At 72.4% G+C, this 16,478-nt stretch carries 14 protein-coding genes; 10 read left to right on the plus strand and 4 right to left on the minus strand.

The annotated features are described in order from the left end of the window. Positions 1-147 precede the first annotated feature (147 nt). From ACFYYW_RS10420 to ACFYYW_RS10465, 10 genes are all read left to right on the plus strand, one after another. A complete protein-coding gene (locus tag ACFYYW_RS10420; RefSeq protein WP_364415184.1) occupies positions 148-396 on the plus strand; it encodes an acyl carrier protein in 249 nt (82 codons plus the stop codon). Further along, complete coding sequence (locus tag ACFYYW_RS10425; RefSeq protein WP_387647142.1) at positions 371-1,129, plus strand: SDR family NAD(P)-dependent oxidoreductase; 759 nt, start codon at positions 371-373, stop codon at positions 1,127-1,129. Before ACFYYW_RS10420 ends, ACFYYW_RS10425 begins: the two co-directional genes overlap by 26 nt. After that, on the plus strand, positions 1,129-2,442 hold the full coding sequence (locus tag ACFYYW_RS10430; RefSeq protein ID WP_387647144.1) for an AMP-binding protein: 1,314 nt from the start codon (positions 1,129-1,131) through the stop codon (positions 2,440-2,442). Before ACFYYW_RS10425 ends, ACFYYW_RS10430 begins: the two co-directional genes overlap by 1 nt. After that, entirely contained in the window at positions 2,439-3,467 is a 1,029-nt protein-coding gene (locus tag ACFYYW_RS10435; RefSeq protein ID WP_387647147.1) for an acyl-protein synthetase, read from the plus strand. The genes ACFYYW_RS10430 and ACFYYW_RS10435 overlap by 4 nt, the downstream gene beginning before the upstream one ends. Further along, positions 3,467-4,735 (plus strand): acyl-CoA reductase, encoded by a 1,269-nt coding sequence (locus ACFYYW_RS10440; RefSeq protein ID WP_387647149.1) that lies wholly within the window; start codon positions 3,467-3,469, stop codon positions 4,733-4,735. The genes ACFYYW_RS10435 and ACFYYW_RS10440 overlap by 1 nt, the downstream gene beginning before the upstream one ends. Before the next feature lie 43 nt (positions 4,736-4,778). Continuing rightward, positions 4,779-6,953, plus strand: coding sequence for a hypothetical protein (locus ACFYYW_RS10445; protein ID WP_387647152.1), 2,175 nt, complete (start codon positions 4,779-4,781; stop codon positions 6,951-6,953). Positions 6,954-7,058: 105 nt separating this feature from the next. Next, positions 7,059-8,309 (plus strand): glycosyltransferase, encoded by a 1,251-nt coding sequence (locus tag ACFYYW_RS10450; RefSeq protein ID WP_352318748.1) that lies wholly within the window; start codon positions 7,059-7,061, stop codon positions 8,307-8,309. Next, the gene (locus ACFYYW_RS10455) at positions 8,296-8,994 is read left to right on the plus strand and encodes a class I SAM-dependent methyltransferase (RefSeq protein WP_352318746.1); all 699 of its coding nucleotides are present in this window, start codon (positions 8,296-8,298) and stop codon (positions 8,992-8,994) included. The genes ACFYYW_RS10450 and ACFYYW_RS10455 overlap by 14 nt, the downstream gene beginning before the upstream one ends. A gap of 84 nt (positions 8,995-9,078) precedes the next feature. Then, the gene (locus tag ACFYYW_RS10460; protein WP_387647156.1) at positions 9,079-9,753 is read left to right on the plus strand and encodes a polysaccharide deacetylase family protein; all 675 of its coding nucleotides are present in this window, start codon (positions 9,079-9,081) and stop codon (positions 9,751-9,753) included. Positions 9,754-9,781: 28 nt separating this feature from the next. Then, positions 9,782-11,317, plus strand: coding sequence for a hypothetical protein (locus ACFYYW_RS10465; RefSeq protein WP_387647159.1), 1,536 nt, complete (start codon positions 9,782-9,784; stop codon positions 11,315-11,317). Here ACFYYW_RS10465 and ACFYYW_RS10470 read toward each other — a convergent pair. From ACFYYW_RS10470 to guaA, 4 genes are all read right to left on the minus strand, one after another. Further along, positions 11,314-11,778, minus strand: a complete 465-nt coding sequence (locus ACFYYW_RS10470) for a response regulator (RefSeq protein ID WP_352318742.1) — start codon at positions 11,776-11,778, stop codon at positions 11,314-11,316. The genes ACFYYW_RS10465 and ACFYYW_RS10470 overlap by 4 nt on opposite strands. Next, entirely contained in the window at positions 11,775-13,397 is a 1,623-nt protein-coding gene (locus tag ACFYYW_RS10475; RefSeq protein ID WP_387647163.1) for a CHASE3 domain-containing protein, read from the minus strand. Before ACFYYW_RS10475 ends, ACFYYW_RS10470 begins: the two co-directional genes overlap by 4 nt. Further along, positions 13,394-14,572 (minus strand): PP2C family protein-serine/threonine phosphatase, encoded by a 1,179-nt coding sequence (locus tag ACFYYW_RS10480; RefSeq protein ID WP_387647166.1) that lies wholly within the window; start codon positions 14,570-14,572, stop codon positions 13,394-13,396. Before ACFYYW_RS10480 ends, ACFYYW_RS10475 begins: the two co-directional genes overlap by 4 nt. Positions 14,573-14,860: 288 nt before the next feature. Continuing rightward, positions 14,861-16,408 (minus strand): glutamine-hydrolyzing GMP synthase, encoded by a 1,548-nt coding sequence (guaA, locus tag ACFYYW_RS10485; RefSeq protein WP_352318736.1) that lies wholly within the window; start codon positions 16,406-16,408, stop codon positions 14,861-14,863. Positions 16,409-16,478 lie beyond the last annotated feature (70 nt).

Consider the following 16,478-nt stretch of genomic DNA (forward strand, 5'->3'; position numbering starts at 1 on the left):
TGGCGCGCCCCTTGGGACATTCCCAGCCCCGAACGACGGCCACGCGCCGTTATACGTTTCCATTACTCACGTCGGGGGTTTGGTTTCTCCTGCCGCCGCGATCCCCGCTACACTGCGTCGTGGCTTGAGGACAGAGAGTGAGACATCATGAGTCATCTCGACCGCCTGCGGGCCGTCTTCCGCACGGCGCTCAACCTGCCGGCCGACGCACACGTCGACGGTCTCGAATACCGCGGCATCCCCCAGTGGGACTCCCTGGCCCACATGGCGTTGATCGCGGCGATGGAGGACGAGTTCGCCATCATGATCGACACCGACGACATGATCGACATGAGCTCGTTCGCCAAGGCGGGCGAGCTGCTGGAGAAGCATGGAATCGGCGCAGGCGCGCTCTGAGGCCCGCGTCGCCCTGGTCACGGGGTCGACGAGGGGCATCGGCCGGGCCGTCGCCACCACCCTGGCCGCCGCCGGCCACACCGTCGTCCTGCACGGCCGCGACGCCGAGCTGGCCGAGAAGGCCGCCTCCGAGGTGGCCGCGGCGACCGGCGGCCGCACGTGGTCCGTCCACGGCGACGTCGCCGACCGGGCCACGGTCGCCCGCCACATGCGCGAGATCGGCCGGCGCCACGAGCGGCTCGACGCCCTGGTGGTCAACGCCGGCGTCTACGCCTCCGGCCCGCTGGCCATGACCCGCGCCGAGACCCTCGACGAGCTCTACCGCACCAACGCCCTGGCCCCGGCCCACACGCTGCAGCTGGCCTTCCGGCTGCTGCTGCGCGGGCAGGACCCCGCCGTCGTGCTGGTCTCCTCGCTCATGGGCCGCGCGGGCGGCGCCAACCAGGCGGCCTACTCCGCGACCAAGGCGTCCGTCATCGGCCTCACCGTGGCCGCCGCCAGGGAGATGGGCCCGGCGGGCATCAGGGTCAACGCCGTGGCCCCCGGCTACGTCGAGACCGACATGCTGAAGACGCTGCGGCCCGACGACCGCGAGGCGGCGATCTCGGCGACCCCGCTGCGGCGCATCGGCCGGCCCGACGACGTCGCCCAGGCGGTGGCGTTCCTGCTCTCGCCCGGCGCGTCGTACATCACCGGCCAGGTGCTCGGGGTCGACGGCGGGCTGGTGCCGTGATGTTCCCATCCCGGCAGGCCGGGCTCGTCGTCGCCGGCGACCAGGAGGGGCTGGCCGGCGACGAGCTGGCCCGGCGCGTCGCCCGCGTGGCCGAGGCCCTGTCCCGGCTGCGGCCGGGGCCGCTGTTCTGCGGCATGCGCAACAACCTGGCGTCCGTGCTGCGCTACCTCGCCGCCTGGCAGACCGGCAGGCCGATCGCGCTGCTCGACCCCGACCTGTCGGCCGCGGCCCTGGCCGACCTGGTGAGCCGGTTCCGGCCCGCGGCGCTGGTGGGGTTCACCCACGCGCCCGACGGGCCGCCGGGCCCCCGCGGCCAGGCCCCCGACCCGCATCCCGACCTGGCCGTGCTCCTGGCCACCTCGGGCTCGACGGGCAACCCCAAGCTGGTGCGGCTGTCCCGCGAGGCGGTCGCGGCCAACGCCGCCGCCATCGCCTCGGCGCTGTCGATCATGCCCGGCGAGATCGCGCCCACCAGCCTGCCGCTGCACTACAGCTACGGCCTGTCGGTGCTCAACAGCCACCTGCACGCGGGGGCGACGGTCGTCCTGACCGAGGCTGGGCTGCTCGAACGGTCCTTCTGGACCCACCTCGACGAGCACAAGTGCACCTCGCTCGCGGCCGTCCCCTACCAGTACGAGATGCTGCGCAGGCTGCGCTTCGACCGGGCCGAGCATCCCACGATCCGCACGCTCACCCAGGCCGGCGGCCGGCTCAGCCCCGAGCTGGTGTCGCTGTTCGCCGCCCAGGCCGACCGCTTCTTCGTCATGTACGGGCAGACGGAGGCCACGGCCCGCATCGCCGTCCTGCCGCCCGACCGGCTCGCCGACAAGCCGGGCTCGGCCGGGCAGGCCGTCCCCGGCGGGCGGCTGACGATCGACGGCGGCGAGGTCGTCTACCACGGGCCCAACGTGATGATGGGCTACGCCGAGACCGCCGCCGACCTGGCCAGGCCCGACGACCTGGGCGGGGTGCTGCGCACCGGCGACCTCGGCCGGCTCGACGACGAGGGCTTCCTCTACGTCACCGGCCGGCTCCGGCGCATCGCCAAGATCTTCGGCGTACGGGTCAACCTCGACGACGTCGAGCAGCTGCTGCGCGACACCGTGCCGGTCGCGGCGACCAGCGGCGACGACCGGGTCACGGTGTGGGCCGAAGGGCTCGACGCGGCCGGGTGCCGCAACCTGGCCCGCCGGCTGGGCGCCGAGCTGCGGCTCCACTGGAGCGGCTTCGACGTGCGCGCCGTCGAACGGCTGCCGCTGCTGCCCACCGGCAAGATCGACTACCGGGCGCTGGAGTCGGAGGCCGGGCGGTGAGCGTGTTCACGCTCGACGCGGCCGCCCGGGAGGAGGTGCTGGCCGGGGAGCTGGCGGCGCTGACCGAGCGGCACCGGCGGGCGTGCCCGCCCTACCGGCGGATCCTCGACGCGATCGGCGCCCGCCCGCCCTACGAGCGGGTGGCCGACCTGCCGTGGCTGCCAGTGCGGCTGTTCAAGACCCACGAGCTGCGCAGCGTCCCCGCCGAGGCGGTGTTCCGGGTCCTTACCTCCAGCGGCACCACCGGGCAGCGGCCGAGCCGGGTCTACCTCGACCGGGAGGCGGCCGCCGCGCAGCCGCGCATGCTGGCCGCGACCCTGCGGGCGGTGCTGGGCGAGCGGCGGCTGCCCATGCTGATCGTCGACGGCCGCTCGGTCGTCCGCGGCCCGGCCCTGAGCGCCCGGGGGGCCGGGGTGCTCGGGATGATGAACTTCGGCAGAGACCACACCTTCGTCCTCGACGAGCAGGGCGAGGTCGACAAGGCGGCCGTCGAGGCGTTCCTGGCCCGCCACGGCGGCGAGCCGTTCCTGGTCTTCGGGTTCACCTTCATGGTCTGGCTCCACCTGCTCGGCCTGGGGGCCGACCTGTCCCGGGGCGTGCTGATCCACTCGGGCGGCTGGAAGCGGCTGGCCGAGCAGGCCGTCGACAACGACGCCTTCCGCCGGCGGCTGGCGGCCGAGTGCGGGCTGACCAGGGTCCACAACTTCTACGGCATGGTCGAGCAGATCGGCACGGTCTTCCTGGAGGGCCCCGACGGCGACGGGCTCTACTGCCCCGACTTCGCCGACGTCGTCATCCGCGACCCCGGCACCTGGCGGGAGGTCCCGCCCGGTGAGCCGGGGCTGATCGAGGTGGTCAGCACCCTGCCCACCTCCTATCCCGGCCACGCGCTGCTGACCGAAGACCTCGGCGTGGTGCACGGCGTCGACGACGGCCACTGGCCGGGCAAGCGGTTCACCGTGCTGGGCAGGTTGCCGCGGGCCGAGGCGCGCGGCTGCAGCGACACGTTCGGGCAGGGCGGCTGATGAGCGATCCATCGATCACCACCCGGATCCCGCGAGTGGGCGACGCGGGCGGGGTCGAGGTGCGCTTTCCTCCCGGCGGCTCGCCCGTCCCCGTGGAGGAGCTGGTCGCGCAGGTGCGGCAGGGCGCGCCCCTTGAGGTGGGCGACGAGCGGGTGCGCGCGTTCCTGGCGGCGTTCGGCAAGCGGCTGCTGCGGCCCGCGCTGGCCCGCCGCCATCCCGAGCTGGGCTCGCTGGGGTTCTTCCTGCGGCCCAGCGAGCTGGCCCGCACCCTCGACGAGCTGCGCACCCCGCACGTACGCGTGCCGCGCGGCCTGGTCTTCCACCTCCCGCCGGCGAACGTCGACACCGTCTTCGTCTACTCCTGGGCCCTGTCGGCCCTGATGGGCAACCGCAACGTCGTCCGCCTGTCGCCGCGCGCGGGGGCGGTCGCCGAGGTCGTCCTCGACACGCTCCGGGAGGCGCTGGCCGACGCCGATCCGGTGGTGACGGCCACGCAGCGCATCGTCTCCTACGACCGGCGGGCCGAGGCGGTCACCGCCGCCCTGTCGGCGGCCTGCGACCTGCGGGTGATCTGGGGCGGCGACGACACCGTACGCGAGGTGCGCCGCCATCCGCTCGCGCCGCACGCCCGCGACCTGACCTTCCCCGACCGCTCGTCGTTCGCGGTGGTGAACGCGGCGGCCTGGTTGTGCGCGCCGCGCGCGGCCAGGGTGGCGGCGGCCGAGGGGTTCGTCAACGACAGCTACTGGTTCGACCAGGCCGCCTGCTCCTCGCCCCGCACCGTGTTCTGGGTGGGGGCCGACGACGCCTGCGAGGCGGCGCGGGCCGACTTCACCGAGCAGGTGTCGCGGGTGCTGGCCGGGCGCGGCTGGGACGTCGACGCGGCGATGGCGGTGGAGAAGCGGGTCTCGGTCTACGGGCTGGCCGCCGACGGGCTGGTCGATCTGATCGAGTTCCGGGGCAACGCGCTGGCCAACGTGACACTGGCGGCGGCGGCCGCCATGCCGCGGCGGTGGCTGGGCGCGGGCACGTTCGCGCACGCGCGGGTGCGCACCCTGGCGGAGCTGATCCCGCTGGTCGAGCGCAAGGACCAGACGCTGACCCACTTCGGCTTCTCGCTGGGCGAGCTGGAGGAGCTGGCCCGGGAGCTGGCCGGGCGCGGGGTCGATCGCATGGTGCCGGTGGGCAGCGCGCTGAGCTTCCACCGGGTGTGGGACGGCGTCGACCTGCCGGGCGAGTTCACGCGACTGGTGACCGTGGTCAGATGAGCCCTCATCGGACGAACCGGCCGCGCACGAGGCCGCAACACCGATGACGGCTGTGGTGGCGGAGGCCGCGGTCGGGGAACGGCGGGCGCCGGGATGGGTGCGGCGGCTGCTCGGCGGGTGGCTGCCGGCCGGGACGGTGCTGGGCGCGGCGGCCTGGGTGTTGCTCTGGTGCGGCGTTCCGGCAGTCGATCTGGCGGCCTTCGGCGCGTACGTCCTGCTCGGGGTGGCGCTGCCCGGGACGTTGCTCTGGCGGGCTCTCACCGGCGGCGGCCGGTCGTTCGCCGAGGACGTGGCCGCCGGGCTGGCCCTCGGGTACGCGGTCGAGGTCCTGGTCTACATCCCCGCCCGCGCGGCCGGCCTGCCGCTGCTCGTCCTGGGCTGGCCGGTCGCCGCCGTCGCGGCGTTCCTCGCGGTGCCGCGGTTGCGGCGTCACTGGCGGGGCCGGGCCGATCGCGAACGGATGCCCTGGTGGTGCGCCTGGTCGCTGGCGGGGGTCGCCGGTTACCTGCTGGCCTTCTGCGCCCGCTCGCTCTACCGCGTGCCGATCACCGACGCGTACGTCGACATGCCCTACCACCTGGCCCTGCTCGGCGAGGTCAGGAACCACGTGCCGCCCACGGTGCCGTCGGTGCTGGGCGAGCGGCTGTCCTACCACTGGTTCGTCTACGCCGAGATGGCGGCCACGAGCTGGGTCACCGGGATCGAGCCGGTGACGCTGGTCTACCGGCTGTCCACGTTGCCGATGACGTTCGCGATGGTCGTGCTGGTGGCGGTGCTCGGGCGGCGGCTCGGCGGGCGGTGGGGGGCGGGGGTGGCGGCGGCCGGCGTCACGTACTTCCTGTTCGCCCCGGTGTTGCAGGAGGGCGTGGTGTTCACCTCGCGGTCGATGTTCACCGCGTGGGCCAGCCCGACGCAGACGTTCGGCGCGTTGTTGTTCGCGCCCGTGATGCTGGTGCTCACCGCCATGCGGCCAAGAGGGTGGGCGGCGGTGGCCGTGCTGCTGCTGGCACTGACGGGGGCGAAGGCGACGTTCCTGCCGTTGCTGCTGGCCGGGCTGGTGTTCGTGCTGGTCGTGCGGTTGCCGGTGGAGCGGCGGCTGCCGCGGGAGTGGGCGGTGCCGGCGGCGATCACGTCCGGCTGCCTGCTGATCGCGCAGTTCGTGGTGTTCGGGCGGGGGGCGCAGGGCACGGTGGTGGCGCCGTTCGCCACGATGCGCACGTTGTGGGGGGTGGTGGCGGACGTGCAGCCGCCCGCACTGGCCGCCGAGCCGTGGGGGCCGGTGCTGGTGTTCGCCGGTGTGCACCTGTTCTGCCTGTCGTGCGTGTGGGGCGGCGTGGCGGCGCTGAAGGCCCGGCTGCTGGACCCGGCGGTGCTGCTGCCGGTCGGCGTCGGGCTGGCGGGCATCGGCGCGATCATGGTGCTCGGCCATCCGTCCGACGCGCAGCTCTACTTCCTGGAGGGGGTGCGGCCGTACCTGTCGGTGGCCGCGGTGTGCGGGGTGGCGGCGGCCGTGGAGCGGCGGCGGGTGCCGTGGGCGGTGGTCGCGGGCCTGGCCGGGGCGGGGGCGGGGGTGGCCGTCGCGGCCTCGCGGCTGGTGCCGCCGGGCGCGGCGCTGGTGCGGGTGCTGGTGCCGTACCTGGTGCTCGCGGGGGTGGCCGTGGTGGTGCTGGCGTTCCGGCGCAGGGGGTTCTCGCTGGCGGTGGTGGCGCTGCTGGCGGGGTACGCGGCACCGGCCTCGCTGCGGGAGGTGGTCGTGCACGTCGCGCCCGAGCCGTGGGAGCGCGAGCGGCTGATCCCGGCCGGGGCGCTGGAGGCCGGACGGTGGCTGCGCGATCATTCCTCGCCCGGCGACGTGGTGGCCACCGACCTCCACTGCCGCAACCCGGCGCCCCGCCGTACGTGCGACAGCAGGCACTTCTGGGTCGCGGGGTTCACCGAGCGCCGGGTGCTCGTCGAGGGCTGGGCGTACGCCGAGAGCACGCTGTCGCGCGCCGAGATGTTCGTGACCCCCTACCTCCAGGTGCCGTTCGCCGACCAGGCCAGGCTGGCGGACAACGACGCGGCCTTCCGCGAGCCGTCGGCGGCGAACGTCGGCAGGCTCCGATGGAAATACGGCGTCAAATGGCTGTTCACCAGTAATGATCCGGCGTTGGGGAAATACGCCGAACTGCGCTTCCGCAACGCCGACGTCTCCGTGTACGAGCTCACGGACGGGTAAAGCTTGTCCCCGTTCATGGAATGGTGACAAGAAACGGCACGCGCCCCGCTGGACGTCCCCAGCACCATTTCCGTGAACCTACCGCCGCAAGCGATCAGGAATTCTATGGACACGCGCGCCGCCATGGACCCGAGCCCCAACGTCCTGGACACCTCGGCCGGCCTGGCGACCGTCGACATCGTCATCCCGGTGCTCAACGAGGAGCGGGCGCTGCCGGGCTGCGTGCGCACGCTGACCGGGTTCCTGGAGGACAGGTTCCCGCTGCCGTGGCGCATCACGGTCGTGGACAACGGCAGCACCGACGACACCTGGCCCATCGCCACCCGGCTGGCCGCCGAGCACGACCGGGTGCACGCCCGCCGGCTCGACATCCGGGGCCGCGGAGCCGCGCTCAAGGCGGCCTGGCGGGAGAGCCCGGCCGACATCGTCGCGTACATGGACGTCGACCTGTCCACCGACCTCGGCGCGCTGTTCCCGCTGGTCGCCGCGGTGGCGAGCGGGCATTCCGAGATCGCCATCGGCACCCGGCTCGCGCACAGCGCCCGCACCCTGCGCTCGATCCGCCGCGAGGTGGTCTCGCGCAGCTACAACGCGCTGCTCAGGTACGGCTTCGGGGTCAGGTTCAGCGACGCCCAGTGCGGCTTCAAGGCGGCCAGGACGGACGTGGTCCGGCCGCTCATGGACAAGATCGAGGACGACGCCTGGTTCTTCGACACCGAGCTGCTGCTGCTGGCCGAGCACAACGGCCTGCGCGTGCACGAGGTGCCGGTCGACTGGATCGAGGACACCGACTCGCGCGTCCGCGTGGTCAGGACGGCGATCGACGACCTGAAGGGCCTGGCCAGGGTCGCCTGGTCGATGTCGACGGGCCGGGCCGACGTCGAGGTGGCGCGTGCGGAGCTCACGCCCACGCATCCCGACGCGGTGGTCGCCCGGCCGAGGGCGGTGACGCTGGCGAAGTTCGCCTCGTTCGCCGCGATCGGCGTGTTCTCCGTCCTGCTGTACGCGCTCATCTACCTGCCGCTGCGCGGCGTCTGGGCGCCCGCGCCGGCCAACCTGGGCGCGCTGGTGCTCACCGGGTTCGTCAACACCGAGGCGAACCGGCGCTGGACGTTCAACCGGCTGGGCGGACGGCGTACCGCGATGCACCTCCGGGCGGCGCTGCTCTTCCTGGCGAACTACCTCCTGACCACCTCCGCCGTGCTCGGCCTGCGCAGCGTGTCCCCGGGGGCCGGGCGGCTGATGGAGATGAGCGCGGTGGTCGCCACGTACGGACTGCTCACCCTGATCCGCTTCACCGCTCTGGACCGCTGGGTCTTCTCCCGCACAAGGAACCAACCACATGGAAACCACTGAGATCCGCCGGCTGCTCGAACTCGAGGACACCCACTGGTGGTACCGGGAGCGCCGGGCGATCCTGCGCAGGGAGCTGCGCGAGCTGGGCCGTCCCGGGCGGGCGCTGGACGTCGGCGCGGCCGGCGGCGGGAACACCCGGGTGCTGGTCGAGGCGGGCTGGGACGCCACCGCGACGGACTACTGCGAGACGGCGGTCGAGGTGGCCAGGGAACGCGGGCTCAAGGCCGTGCACGCCGACGCGCGGGCACTGCCGTTCGAGTCGTCGAGCATGGACCTGGTGACCGCGTTCGACGTGCTCGAACACATCCACGAGGACCACCTGGTCACCGAGGAGATCGCCCGGGTGCTGGCGCCAGGCGGGCACGCGCTGATCGCCGTCCCGTGCGACATGGCGCTGTGGTCGGCGCACGACGACGCCGTGGGCCACGTACGCCGCTACGGCCGGGACACGCTGACCGTCGTGGTGGAGAAGGCCGGGCTGAAGGTGGACCGGCTGTGGAGCTGGAACGTGCTGCTGCGTCCGCTGGTGGCCCGGCACCGGCGGCGGTCGAGGGGCAGCGACCTGCAGCGGACGCCCGCGGTGGTGAACGCGGGCCTGTCGATGGTGGTGCGCGCCGAACGCTACCTGCCGGTCAGGTCGTTGAAGGGCGTGACGCTGTTCCTGCGGGCCAGACTGGGCAGGTGACGGGTTCCGGACCACAGGCCGGGGTCAGGTCTCAAGTCGATGTCCGGTGCGCGGGCGGGCCCGGATGGTTCTAGGCTGTCGCGTGTGGTGATTCACGCCCTCCTCGCGGCCACCCTGGCCCTGACCGCCACGCCCGCGGCCGCCGCCCCGAAGATCGACTGCGCCCGGCTCAAGTGCCTGGCGCTGACCTTCGACGACGGCCCGAGCGAGCACACGGCGACGTTGCTCAAGGCACTCAGGAAGGAGGGGGCCAAGGCCACCTTCTTCCTCGTCGGCAAGCAGGTCGAGCGCCGCCCGGCGCTGGCCCGGCAGCAGGCCGCGGAGGGGCACGCGATCGGCGACCACACCTACTCCCACCCCTCGCTGCCGACGCTGGCCGACAACGCCATCATCGAAGAGCTGCGCACCACCCAGGCCCTCATCCAGGACGCCACGGGCCGCCGGCCGACGATGTACCGCCCGCCCTACGGGCACACCGACGAACGCGTGCTGCGCATGGCCGACCAGCAGGACCTCGCCGAGATCCTGTGGACGGGCACCACCCTCGACTGGAAGCTGCGCGACGCCAGGAAGATCAAGGCGACCGTGCTCAAGCTGGCCAAGCGCGACGGCGTCATCCTCATGCACGACACGGTCCCGCAGACCGTCAAGGCGATGCCCGAGATCCTCAAGGAGCTCAAGAAGCAGGGCTACACCCTCGTCACCGTCCCCACGCTGCTACGCGGCAAGGGGCCCGACTCCGGAGTGAGCTACTTCTGAGCACGTCCCCCTCCTGAGTGCCGGAACCATGGAGAGTGTCAGCCCCGCCGCCGCACGTCCCAGGCCGTGGGCCGCCCTCGTCACCTTCCTGATCATTCAGGCGGTGCTCGCCTGCTGGTGGGCGGCCTTCTACCCCGGGCTGTTCAGCCGCGACTCGGTGCTCTATCTCAGCCACACGATCGTCGGGCCCTGGGTGAGCGATCATTCGGTGGCCTACGACGCGTTGTTGTGGCTGAGCTTCACCAGGACGGGTGACCTCGGGGCGGTCACGTTCGCGCAGACAACGGCGATGGCCGGGGCGCTGACGTACCTGGCGCGGTCGCTCGGGGCGCTGGGGGCGCCGCGGTGGGCCACGACGCTGGTGGCGGTGCTGGCTCCCCTGACGCCGACCGTGGGGGCGTTCACGGTCACGTTGTGGAAGGACGTGCCGTTCACGATCTGCGCGATCATGATCGCGGGGGTCTGCGCGCGCATGGCCGCGCGCCGGCGGGTCTCCCTGGCCGGGCTCGGCGTGCTCATGACGCTGCTCGGGCTGTTCCGCGCGAACGGCTTCCTGGTGGTGGGCATCGCCGTCGTCGTCCTGCTGGTGGTCGTCGCCACGCGGCGGGTACGGCTCGCGCTCGTCGGCACGGTGGCGGCCGCCGTGCCGCTGCTGCTCACGAACCTGCTGTTCCCGCGGTTCGGCATCACGCCGCCGTCCAGCACGTACGTCTACCACACGGCCTTCGCCGACGTGGCGGTGGCGTTCAGGGAGCGTCCTGAGCTGTTCACCGAGCGGGACAAGGCGCTGATGGCCTCGGTCGCGCCGCTCAGCAGGTGGTGGGAGGGCGGCACCTGCGCCACGGTCAACCTGCTGATCTGGCGCCGCGACTTCAGCTGGCCGGCCGCCGACGCGCACGCGGGCGAGCTGCTCGGCCTGTGGGAACGGCTGCTGGCCGACGATCCCGGGATGATCGCCCGCACCCGCCTGTGCCGGGGTGCGATCGCGTGGAGCCCGGTCCAGGACCCTTACGTGGTGGGCGGGACGACCTACCGGTTCTCGCGGCGGCCCACCGCCGACACCTACGTGGGGCCCGGCAAGGTGCCGGACTTCGCCGGGCGGGGGGTGTTCTCGCTCCGCCCGTTGTCGGCCGAGCTGAACCAGGTGGCCGAGCCCTGGCTGACGGGGGCGCTGCTCCCGCAGTGGGACTGGGTGTTGTGGCGGGGGGCCTCGTGGGCCTACCTGTCGTACGCGGCGGTGGCGCTGGGGGCGCTGGCCCTGCGCAACCGCTACGTGGTCGGGGTGGCGGCGGTCGTGGCCGGGCAGCAGCTCGCCGTGCTGGCCAACATCTCGGCCCAGGACTTCCGGTACATGGCCGCGCCGATCTTCGTCGGGCTGCTGCTGGTGCCGCTGCTCCTGGCGAGCGCCGGACGGCTGCTGCTCGCCGCGGCCCGGTCGGCGCGGCGCGCACTGCGCCGGCCGGCCCCGCCCGCCGCCGAGACCCCGCCTGCCGCCGGGACCGGGCCGGACGACCAGGCCGAACGACCAGGCCAGGCGACCGGGACGGACGACCAGGCTGACTAGGCCAGGCCCTGGCCGTCGGGCAGCCGGGTACGGCCCGGCAGCCGCACCACGGTGACGAAGAACTCGTCGATCTGCCGGATGACGGCCATGAACTGCTCAAGGTCGACCGGCTTGGTCACGTACGCGTTGGCGAACAGCTTGTAGCTGCGCAGGATGTCCTCCTCGGCCGAGGAGGTGGTCAGGACGACGACCGGGATCGCCCGCAGCTCCGGATCGCCCTTGATCTTCTCCAGCACCTGCCGCCCGTCGTACTTGGGCAGGTTGAGGTCGAGCAGGACGAGGTCGGGCCGCGGCGCGCCCACGTGCGCCCCGCGCTGGTAGATGAAGTCGAGCGCCTCCAGGCCGTCGCGCACGACGTGGAGGTTGTTGCGGATCTTGTTGTCCTCGAACGCCTCGCGGGTGATGAGCTCGTCACCGGGATCGTCCTCGACCAGGAGCACTTCGATGGGCTGGACGGTCATGCGGTTGCTCCTTCGTCGGTGACGGCGGGCAGGGTGAAGCTGATCCGGGCTCCCTCGGTGTGGCCGGTGTCGAGCCAGATCGTACCGCCGTGGTTCTCCACGATCTTCTTGCACATCGCCAGGCCGATGCCGGTGCCGCTGTAGGCCTCCCGGCTGTGCAGGCGCTGGAAGATGATGAAGATCTTATCGGCGAACTCGGCCTCCACGCCGATGCCGTTGTCGGTGACCGAGAACAGCCACTCCTGCTCCCGCTGCTCGCAGGTGATCCGGATGCGGGGGGCGCGGTCGGGGGCGCGGAACTTCAGCGCGTTGCCGACGAGGTTCTGCCAGAGCATGCCGAGCATGGTGGGGTCGCCGATCACGTTGGGCAGCGGGTCGGGCCGCTCGATCTCGGCGCCGGTCTCCTCGATCACCGCCGACAGGTCCACCAGCGCCTTGTCGAGCGACTCCGCCAGGTCGACCGGCTTGCGGTCGTCGTACAGGCGGCCGACGCGGGAGAAGGTGAGCAGGTCGTTGATCAGGACCTGCATGCGGGTGGCGCCGTCCACGGCGAAGTGGATGTACTGGACGCCGCGCTCGTCGAGCACGTCGCCGTAGCGCTTCTGGAGGAGCTGGCAGAACGTGGCGATCTTGCGCAGCGGCTCCTGGAGGTCGTGCGAGGCGACGTAGGCGAACTGCTCCAGCTCGGCGTTCGACCGCCGCAGCTCCTCGGCCTGGGCGTCGAGGCCGGCCGCCTGCTCGCGCAGCACGACGTGCTGCTTGCGGAACTCCTCAAGAGCGAAGACGATTTTCGTACGCATCGACTCCACGTCCCGGGCGACCTCGCGGATGTCGGCCGGCCCGCTGGCGGGGATGGCCCGGTCGAAGTCGCCGGCGGCGATGTCGCGGGCGGCCTCGCGCAGCTCGTCGAGCGGCCGCCCGACCGCCCGCCGCAGCAGCACCGCCATCGCGACGCCGGCCATCAGGAACAGGATCAGCATGACGAGGAAGGCGATGTTGCGCACCTGCTCGACCTGTCGCAGCTCGTCCTGGGCGTGCTGCCGGGCGTCGGCCAGCCGGTCGTCCTGCCGGTCGAGCAGCGCCCTGATCTCATCGAAGGCGTGTTTGCCGCTCTCGATGCGGGCGGCGGAGACGACCCCGTCGGCCCGCTTGTCGGCGGTGAGCGGCTCGGCGTAGTCGCGCCGCCAGGTGGCCGCCGCGTCCCTGACCGCGTTCAGCTCGCCCACCAGCTCCGGACGGTCGCCGATGAGCGTGGCGATGCGTTCGCGGCTGCGCAGCTCGGCCGCCACGCCCGCCGTGTACGGCTGGAGGAAGTCCTCGTTGCCGGTCAGCAGGAAACCGCGCACGCCGGTCTCCTGGTCGATCAGCGTGCTGCGCAACTGGGCGGCCTCGATCCTGGCCGGCGAGATGCGCAGGATGACCTGGTCGGACAGCCGCGCGGTGCGGTCGAGCATCACGGTGGCGACCACGACGCAGGTGACCACCAGGACCGACACGGCCGCGATCATCAGCACGAACCAGCCGTGGACGGTCAGCCGCCGCCAGCCCTGCTCGCCGCCACGCGTACGGGAAACCTTCTGCACGGACTGCCTCTCCAGCACGGACGCCTGTTCGCTCACGATTCGTCTTTCCAGCGCAGGTGCACGACGGCGACGTCGTCGGCCGCCGCGTCGTGGACGGCGGCCGCCTCGACGTCGGCGAGGATCGCGTCGAGCAGTTCCTCGCTGCCCAGGCCCGTCCAGCGGGAGGACAGCTCCAGCAGGCCCTCCTCGCCCAGCCACCGCGGCGGGTCGCCCGGCAGCCGGCGCTCGAAGAGGCCGTCGGTGTAGAGCGTCACGCCGCCGCCCTCGGGCAGCTCCAGCAGGTCCTCCTCCCAGTCGGCCTCGATGGGCAGGCCGAGCGCGGGCCCCTGCCGCGGGTCGGCGAGGACCACCGAGTCGGCCGTGTGCACCAGCAGGCCGGGATGCCCGGCGCGCCAGACGCGCATCGTGTGCCGGTCGGGCTCCAGGACGACCGTGGACATCGTGACGAAGACCTCCGAGCCGGCCCGCTCGGCCCGCAGGATGCGTTCGAGCTGGCGCAGCAGCGGGACGCCGGTCATGCCGTTGAGCACCAGCGCCCGCCAGGCGATGCGCAGGCAGACGCCGAGCGCCGCCTCGTCGGGCCCGTGGCCGCAGACGTCGCCGATCACCGCGTGCACGACCTTGTCGTCGGTCTCGACGACGTCGAAGAAGTCGCCGCCGAGCGTGGCCGAGCCGCGGCTGGCCCGGTAGCGGGAGGCGACCTCCAGGGGCATCTCCTGCAGCAGCGGCGTCGGCAGCAGGCCGCGCTCCAGGCGGGCGTTCTCCTTGGCGCGCATGCGTGCGGTGTGCAGCGCCACGGCCGCCTGCTCGGCCTGCTTGCGCTGCATGGCGTAGCGCAGCGTGCGGCCCAGCCATTCGGCCTCGACCCGGCCTTTGACCAGGTAGTCCTGGGCTCCGGCGGTCACCGCGGCGAGGCCCGCGCTCTCCTCGGCCAGGCCGGTCAGCACGACGACCGCGGCGTCCCCGGCCTCCTCCAGCACCGACGACAGCGCGGAGAACTCGTAGGCGTCGGGCAGGCCGAGGTCGAGCAGCACGCACTGGGGACGCAGGCGGGCCAGCGCCCTGCGGGCCTCGTCCACCGAACGCGCCCACTCCAGCCGGACGGCAAGGCCGCTGTCCTCCAGCAGCTCCTGGACGATCAGCGCATCCTGCGGATCGTCCTCCACGAGCAACACCAACGGCTGCCGGACATCCTCACTCGCATGGGCCATGTTGGCAATTGCACCCTTCGTCACCGGCACCGAGCTCTAACGAATCGACGCCTCAGGTGCCCCACTGCCCACTACGGCCAAGAAGTGGCCCAAACTCACACACTTTTCCCAAGAAACTTTGCGGTATGCGTCCACGAGCTGAGCAATCGTAACGGGCCGGGGTCGAGGGGGTCTGGCGAATCGACCTCCTTCCACCATAACCAACGCCCTGACCTGCCTTAACCGCTCATGGCCGGACATGCGAACGGCCCGGAACCGTCAACCGGTCCGGGCCGTTCGCACACGGCGCTATTCCCACTCGATGGTGCCCGGGGGCTTGCTCGTGACGTCGACCACCACCCGGTTGACCTCGCGCACCTCGTTGGTGATGCGCGTGGAGATGCGCGACAGGACGTCGTAGGGCACCCGGGCCCAGTCGGCCGTCATCGCGTCCTCGGACGTCACCGGCCGGAGCACGACCGGGTGGCCGTAGGTGCGGCCGTCGCCCTGCACGCCCACCGAGCGCACGTCGGCCAGCAGCACCACCGGGCACTGCCAGATCTGCCGGTCGAGGCCGGCGCGGGAGAGCTCTTCGCGGGCGATGGCGTCGGCCTCGCGCAGCAGCGCCAGGCGGTCGCGGGTGACCTCGCCGACGATGCGGATGCCGAGCCCGGGGCCCGGGAACGGCTGCCGCCAGACCATGGCGGGCGGCAGGCCGAGCTCTTCGCCGGCCCGGCGGACCTCGTCCTTGAACAGCGCGCGCAGCGGCTCGACCAGCTTGAACTGGAGGTCTTCCGGCAGGCCGCCGACGTTGTGGTGGGACTTGATGTTGGCGGTGCCCGTGCCGCCGCCGGACTCGACGACGTCGGGGTAGAGGGTGCCCTGGACCAGGAAGTCGACCGGGCCGTCGGCCATGATGGCGCGCTGCTCGTCCTCGAAGACGCGGATGAACTCGCGGCCGATGATCTTCCGCTTCTCCTCCGGGTCGGTGACGCCCTCCAGCGCCTTCAGGAAGCGGTCGGCGGCGTCGACGACGCGCAGCTTGACGCCAGTGACGGCCACGAAGTCGCGCTCGACCTGCTCGGCCTCGCCCTTGCGCAGTAGCCCGTGGTCGACGAAGACGCAGGTCAGCCGGTCGCCGATGGCCCGCTGGACGATCGCCGCGGCCACCGCGGAGTCGACGCCGCCCGACAGCGCGCAGATGGCCCGGCCGTCGCCGACCTGCCGGCGCACGGCCTCGACGGAGTCCTCGACGATGTTGAGCATGGTCCACGACGGACGGCAGCCGGCCGCGTCGAGGAAGTGCTTGAGCACGGCCTGACCGTGCTCGGAGTGGAGCACCTCGGGGTGGAACTGCACGCCGTACAGGCCGCGCTCGGGGTGCTCGAAGGCGGCGACCGGCGTCTCGCTCGTGGAGGCGGTGACCGCGAAGCCCTCGGGGGCCGCGGCCACGCTGTCGCCGTGGGACATCCAGACGGTCTGCGCGGCGGGCAGCCCCTGGAAGATGACGCCCTCGTTCAGCACCTCCAGCGCGGTGCCGCCGTATTCGGCGACGCCCGTGCGGGCGACCTCGCCGCCCAGCGCCTGGGCCATGGCCTGGAAGCCGTAACAGATGCCGAACGTGGGCACGCCGGTCGAGAACAGGCCGTGCGGCACGGGCGGCGCGCCCTCGGCGTAGACCGACGACGGACCGCCGGACAGGATGATCGCCTTCGGCTTCTTGGCCATCATCTCCTCGACGGACATCGACGACGGCACGATCTCGGAGTAGACGTGGCACTCGCGCACCCGCCTGGCGATGAGCTGCGCGTACTGTGCGCCGAAGTCGACCACCAGCACTGTGTCGAATTCAGACACCGTGAGAACCCCCCAAAGGCGAAATGCGGTGCCTTCATTGTATCGGCCTCGGGTATTACGCCTGGCCTCA

Source organism: Nonomuraea sp. NPDC001831 (assembly GCF_042892035.1).
Taxonomy (GTDB): Bacteria; Actinomycetota; Actinomycetes; order Streptosporangiales; family Streptosporangiaceae; genus Nonomuraea.

Coding starts and splice junctions, on each gene's coding strand:
- ACFYYW_RS10420 (WP_364415184.1), top strand. CDS start 148: ATGAGTCATCTCGACCGCCTGCGGGCCGTCTTCCGCACGGCGCTCAAC.
- ACFYYW_RS10425 (WP_387647142.1), top strand. CDS start 371: ATGGAATCGGCGCAGGCGCGCTCTGAGGCCCGCGTCGCCCTGGTCACG.
- ACFYYW_RS10430 (WP_387647144.1), top strand. CDS start 1,129: ATGTTCCCATCCCGGCAGGCCGGGCTCGTCGTCGCCGGCGACCAGGAG.
- ACFYYW_RS10440 (WP_387647149.1), top strand. CDS start 3,467: ATGAGCGATCCATCGATCACCACCCGGATCCCGCGAGTGGGCGACGCG.
- ACFYYW_RS10445 (WP_387647152.1), top strand. CDS start 4,779: ATGACGGCTGTGGTGGCGGAGGCCGCGGTCGGGGAACGGCGGGCGCCG.
- ACFYYW_RS10450 (WP_352318748.1), top strand. CDS start 7,059: ATGGACACGCGCGCCGCCATGGACCCGAGCCCCAACGTCCTGGACACC.
- ACFYYW_RS10455 (WP_352318746.1), top strand. CDS start 8,296: ATGGAAACCACTGAGATCCGCCGGCTGCTCGAACTCGAGGACACCCAC.
- ACFYYW_RS10465 (WP_387647159.1), top strand. CDS start 9,782: ATGGAGAGTGTCAGCCCCGCCGCCGCACGTCCCAGGCCGTGGGCCGCC.
- ACFYYW_RS10470 (WP_352318742.1), bottom strand. CDS start 11,778: ATGACCGTCCAGCCCATCGAAGTGCTCCTGGTCGAGGACGATCCCGGT.
- ACFYYW_RS10480 (WP_387647166.1), bottom strand. CDS start 14,572: ATGGCCCATGCGAGTGAGGATGTCCGGCAGCCGTTGGTGTTGCTCGTG.